The 5,567-nt window shown below is 67.9% G+C and carries 3 protein-coding genes and 2 riboswitches; all 3 genes read right to left on the bottom strand.

The annotated features are described in order from the left end of the window. Window positions 1–52 precede the first annotated feature (52 nt). A complete protein-coding gene (gcvP, locus tag V7Z54_RS02295) occupies window positions 53–2,986 on the bottom strand; it encodes an aminomethyl-transferring glycine dehydrogenase (protein ID WP_334134059.1) in 2,934 nt (977 codons plus the stop codon). Between the two features lie 218 nt (window positions 2,987–3,204). Next, the gene (gene gcvH / locus V7Z54_RS02290; protein WP_334134057.1) at window positions 3,205–3,570 is read right to left on the bottom strand and encodes a glycine cleavage system protein GcvH; all 366 of its coding nucleotides are present in this window, start codon (window positions 3,568–3,570) and stop codon (window positions 3,205–3,207) included. A gap of 166 nt (window positions 3,571–3,736) precedes the next feature. Then, window positions 3,737–4,867 carry a glycine cleavage system aminomethyltransferase GcvT gene (gene gcvT, locus V7Z54_RS02285; RefSeq protein WP_334134055.1) on the bottom strand — a complete coding sequence of 377 codons (1,131 nt, stop codon included), beginning with the start codon at window positions 4,865–4,867 and terminating at the stop codon, window positions 3,737–3,739. 51 nt (window positions 4,868–4,918) lie between these two features. Then, window positions 4,919–5,107: riboswitch (glycine riboswitch) on the bottom strand. Between the two features lie 8 nt (window positions 5,108–5,115). Further along, a riboswitch (glycine riboswitch) is annotated at window positions 5,116–5,230 on the bottom strand. Between the last annotated feature and the right edge of the window lie 337 nt (window positions 5,231–5,567).

Below are 5,567 nucleotides of genomic sequence, written 5' to 3'. Positions count from 1 at the left end.
CTGGCGCCTGCGCCAGCGCTGAATGCCCAGGCGCTGGCGTCAGCGGCACCCCTCAAGCGGCGGCCAGATCACCCACCGGGACGCAGCTGCAAAACAGGTTGCGGTCCCCGTAGACGTTGTCCACCCGGCTCACCGGTGGCCAGTACTTGCTGCCGGCTCCACCGTGGGCGCGGTGGAACGGCAGCGCAGCGCCCAGTTCACGCGGGTAGGGGTGCGGCCAGTCCTCGGCCAGGCAGCGGCTGGCGGTGTGCGGGGCGTTTTTCAGCGGGTTGTCCTCGCGTGGCCACACGCCCAGCTCCACGGCGCGGATTTCTTCGCGGATCGCGACCATGGCGTCGATGAAGCGGTCCAGCTCGGCCAGCGGCTCGCTCTCCGTCGGTTCCACCATCAGCGTGTTGGGCACCGGGAACGACAGCGTCGGCGCGTGAAAGCCGTAGTCCATCAGCCGCTTGGCGATGTCTTCGGCCATCACGCCACAGCTGTCTTTAAAGCTGCGGCAGTCCAGGATGCACTCGTGTGCCACGTGGCCATTGGCGCTGGCGTAGAGCGTGGGGTAGTGCGGGCGCAGGCGGGCGCTGACGTAGTTGGCGGCCAGGATGGCGGTTTCGGTGGCCCGCAGCAGCCCGTCGGCGCCCATCATGCGGATGTACATCCACGAGATGGGCAGCACCGCCGCATTGCCCAGCGGCGCGGCCGACACCGCACCCACCGGCGCATCGGCACGGGCGCCTCCCGCGTAGGCGCCGGCCGCATGGGCCGTGGCGTGTCCGGGCAGGTAGGGCGCCAGCTCGTCCACCACGCACACCGGGCCCACGCCGGGGCCGCCACCGCCGTGTGGAATGCAAAAGGTCTTGTGCAGATTCAGGTGGCTGACGTCGCCACCGAACTCGCCCGGCGCGGCGGTGCCGACCAGCGCGTTCATGTTGGCACCGTCGATGTAGACCTTGCCGCCGTGCGCGTGCACGATATCGCACAGCGCCTTGACGCCGGTCTCGAACACCCCATGTGTGCTGGGGTAGGTAATCATCACGCACGACAGGCGCGCACTGTAGAGCTCGCACTTGGCGCGCAGGTCTTGCAGGTCCACGTTGCCGCTCGCATCGCACGCCACCGGCACCACTTGCAGCCCGGCCATTTGGGCACTGGCGGGGTTGGTACCGTGGGCCGACGTGGGGATGAGGCAAATGTCGCGCTGCGCCTGGCCACGGGCAGCGTGATAGGCGCGGATGGCGAGCAGGCCGGCATATTCCCCCTGCGAGCCGGCGTTGGGCTGCAGGCTGATGGCCGCGTAGCCGGTGGCTTGGCACAGCCACGCGCGCAGCTGCTCATCCAGCTGGCGGTAACCCTCGAGCTGGTCGGCCGGGGCGAAAGGGTGCACCTGCGCAAACTCGGGCCAGGTGATGGGGATCATCTCGCTGGTGGCGTTGAGCTTCATGGTGCACGAGCCCAGCGGGATCATCGTGCGGTCCAGCGCCAGATCCTTGTCCGACAGGCTGCGGATGTAGCGCAGCATGGCGGTTTCGCTGTGGTGGGTGTTGAACACCGGGTGTGTGAGGTAGGCGCTGGTGCGGCGCAGCGTTGGCGGGATGAGGGTGTGGCCGTCGGCGGCCAAGGTGTCGAACGACGGCAGCGTCTGCCCCGGCGCCGCAAATACCGCCCACAGCGCCTCGATGTCAGCGCGCGTGGTGGTCTCATCCAGCGCGATGCCCACGTTGCCGTGTCCCAGATCGCGCAGATTCATGCCGCGCTCACGCGCACGCGCCAGCAGCGCGGTGGTGGCGGCGCCGGTGTGCAGACACAGGGTGTCGAACGCGCTGCCATTGGCCAGCGGGTGGCCCAGGGCGCTGAGTCCACGTGCCAGCACCGCCGTCAGGTGCGCCACGCGCTCGGCAATGCGGCGCAGCCCCTGCGGGCCGTGATAGACCGCGTACATGCTGGCCACCACCGCGGGCAGCACTTGCGCGGTGCAGATGTTGGAGGTGGCTTTTTCGCGCCGAATGTGCTGCTCGCGCGTCTGCAGCGCCAGCCGGTAGGCGGGCTGGCCGTGCACGTCCACGCTGACGCCCACCAGCCGCCCGGGCAGCGATCGTTTGAAGGCATCGCGGCAGGCCAGGAAAGCGGCGTGCGGGCCGCCCGCGCCCATCGGCATGCCAAAGCGCTGACTACTGCCCACCACGATGTCCGCCCCCCACTCGCCCGGCGGCACCAGCAGCGTCAGCGCCAGCAAATCGGTGGCGACGATGAAGGCCGCGCCCTTGGCGTGCACCGTGTCCACATCGGCGCGCCAGTCGTCGATGCGGCCGTGCGTGGCCGGATACTGCACCAGCGCGGCGAAATAATCGTTGCGCGCCAGCGCCTGCTGCCACGCCTCGGCGCTGTGCGTGACGTGCACCTGCAATCCCAGCGGTTGCGCGCGCGTGCGCACCACCTCGATGGTCTGCGGATGGCAATCGCCCGAAACGATGATGGTCTGCCCCGTCGCCTTGACACTGCGGCGTGCCAGTGTCATCGCCTCAGCAGCGGCGGTGGCCTCGTCCAGCATCGACGCGTTGGCAATGTCCATGCCGGTGAGGTCGGTGACCATCGTTTGGAAGTTCACCAACGCCTCCAAGCGGCCCTGCGAAATCTCGGCCTGATACGGCGTGTAGGCGGTGTACCAGGCGGGGTTTTCCAGGATGTTGCGCAGGATGACGGTGGGCGTGTGTGTACCGTAGTAACCCTGGCCGATAAAGCTGCGCAGGATGCGGTTTTTTTGCGCGATAGCCTTCAGTTCGGCCAGCGCCTGCGCTTCGCTGGCCGGTGGGGGCAAATCCAGGGCGCGCACGCGGGCAATGGCCTGCGGCACGACGCTGGCCACCAGCGCCTGGCGCGAGGTCTCGCCGATGGCAGCGAGCATGCGCGCCTCCTCTTCGGGGGTGATGCCGATGTGGCGGGCGATGAATGCGCCGGCATCGTCCAGCGACGGCAGCGGGGTGGAACTAGTCATGGCGTGGCTTTACAGGATGTCCGTGGAGTCGTTCGTGGTTTACCAAAGGCAGGCAAAGGGGAGGTCTGCACGACCGTCGCGAGCGGGCGAAGCGCAAGGCGCACGGAGCGCAGCGACCGAGACATCACAATGAGTGAGGCGAGGGAGCGAGCACCGCGCAACGCAACGATCCGTACGCGCAGCAGGTTGTGCAGACCTTCCTTAGGGCACCGTCAGCCTCAGCGGGTCAGTTGGCCGTAGGCGGCCTCGTCCAGCAGCGTGTCAAGCTCACTGGGCTGGCTTAGCCGCACCTTGAAAAACCAGCCCGCGCCCAGCGGATCGCTATTGGCCAGCGAGGGGTCGGCGCGCAGCGCCTCGTTGACCTCCACCACCTCGCCGCTGACGGGCATATAGACGTCGGCGGCGGCTTTGACCGACTCGACGACGCCAGCGACCGCTTTTTGCGCCAGGGTCTTGCCCACCTCGGGCAGCTCGACAAACACCACATCGCCCAAGGCATCTTGCGCGTGGTGGGTGATGCCGACGGTGGCGATGTCGCCTTCGACGCGGATCCATTCGTGGTCGGGGGTGTACTTGAGGGACATGGCGGACTCCTAAAACACGGGTTGGTACGAAAGGAGGTGGGCAGGGGGGCGAGCGACGAAACGGGTCAGAGGCGATGTGCCGTGGACGATCAAAACAGCTCGTCGGCGGGGCAGCGTAGGCGTCGGCGTGGCGGCGCATACGGCCGTCCATGGCACTGTACGGTGTTCAACCCCGGTGATAACGTGGCGGGATGAAGGGCAGAGGAGCGACGGTCATCGGCACCGGCTTGCCACGTACCATGGCGTGCAGTGGGGTGCCTAACGCCGCGTGCGCAGCCGCCACGTAGCCCATGGCGATGGGTTGATTCAGCGTGGGCGACAGCAAGCCGCTGGTGACCTGGCCAACGGGCGTGCCATCAACGGCGTGCAACGGTGCCGGCTCGCGCACCGGCACGCGTTCTTGAGCCAGCAGGCCCACGCGCACACGCTGCACCGGGGCGCTGCCGTCGAGCTGGGCCAACACACGCGCCGCACCGGGAAAGCGGCCCTCGCGCGCGCCACCGCGCCGCCGCACTTTCTGAATCGCCCAGCTCAGCGCCGCCTCCACCGGCGTGGTGGTGGCGTCGATGTCGTGGCCGTACAGACACAGGCCCGCTTCCAGCCGCAGCGAATTGCGCGCGCCCAGGCCAACGGGCTTGACTTCGGGCTGCGCCAGCAGGGCCTGCGCGAAGGCGACGGCGCCCTGCGCGGGCAGCGAGATCTCGAAGCCGTCTTCACCGGTGTAGCCGCTGCGGGTGATGTACAGATCGGCCCCTTGCCAGCGGGTGGCCATGCCCGTCATGAAGACGAGCTGCTGCACCCCGGGCACCAGCCGTTGCAGCGCCTGTGCCGCCAGCGGTCCCTGCAGTGCCAGCAAAGCGCGCTGCGGCAGCGGCTCGACCCGACAGCGCTGGCCAATGTGGGCCTGCAGATGGGCGATGTCGGCGGCCTTGCACGCCCCGTTGACGACCAGAAACAGATCCTCGCCCCGGTTGACGAACATCAAGTCATCCAGGATGCCGCCGTCGTCGTTGAGCAGCAGGCCGTAGCGCTGGCGGTGCAGCCCCAGTCCCAGCACGTCCATGGGGATCAGGCTCTCCAACGCTTCGGCGGCCTGCGTGCCCACCAGCCGCACTTGCCCCATATGTGAGACGTCGAACAGGCCGGCTGCGGTGCGCGTGTGCAGGTGTTCGCGCAGCAATCCGTCGGGGTACTGCACCGGCATGTGGTAGCCTGCAAAGGGCACCATACGCGCACCCAGCGCCAGGTGCAGGTCGTACAAAGGGGTCTTGAGCAAGGACTCAGCAGAGGCGGACATGACAAAAGAATCCCAACAGGCGGTAGCCACCGGTGCTCGGTAACACACCGGGACACACCTGCTGTCCGCTTTACCTGAGAGATTCACGCTGCGGTGCCGCCCGTGCGGGTGCCGCGACGTTTGCTCCTTCGGTGGATGCCGCCGCGCGGCGGCGGCCAGCGGGGCAACGATCGGTCGCGATCGCCGTTCACCCCCAGCCGCGCCGCCCGCGGCGCGACACCTCTCTCCAGCAGGCAAGCACCCCGTGGGGTGCTGCATCAGTCCTTTTGCCTGAGCGTTTGGCTGTATGCCTGCGCCTTCGGCGGCCGCCGGGCGGGGCGTGTCCACACGTCGCCCAGGCTGGCTCTCTCCTGATGGGACACATTGTAGCGGTGTGGCGGCGGTCGTGGGGGTGCGGCATCGATGCGCTGGTGCGCTTGATGAGACCGCTGGTTGGTCAAACCAGCGCGCGCCCCCGTGCGCTGGCTTCGGTATCTCGATGCGCAAGGCGTGTGTGTGGCTACAGCGGTCTCTCTCGCCCTGCCGAGACACCTGCAGATAACCGTGACGTCTTGACGGTGCCTAAACCGATCTGTCAGTCGCGGCGTCGGATCTCAGTTTAGCGTCGCCGCCTCGAAGCCGACCACGTTTCGCGCCGCGCGCGAGAACTCGATGCCGATGAGGTGAATCGGCTTGCCTTCTGCGCGGTATTTGTCGGCAT

Source organism: Tepidimonas sp. (genome assembly GCF_036824975.1).
Lineage (GTDB): Bacteria > Pseudomonadota > Gammaproteobacteria > Burkholderiales > Burkholderiaceae_C > Tepidimonas.
Note: the sequence above shows the minus strand (reverse complement) of the source record. Positions and strands in the feature narration are given on the sequence as shown.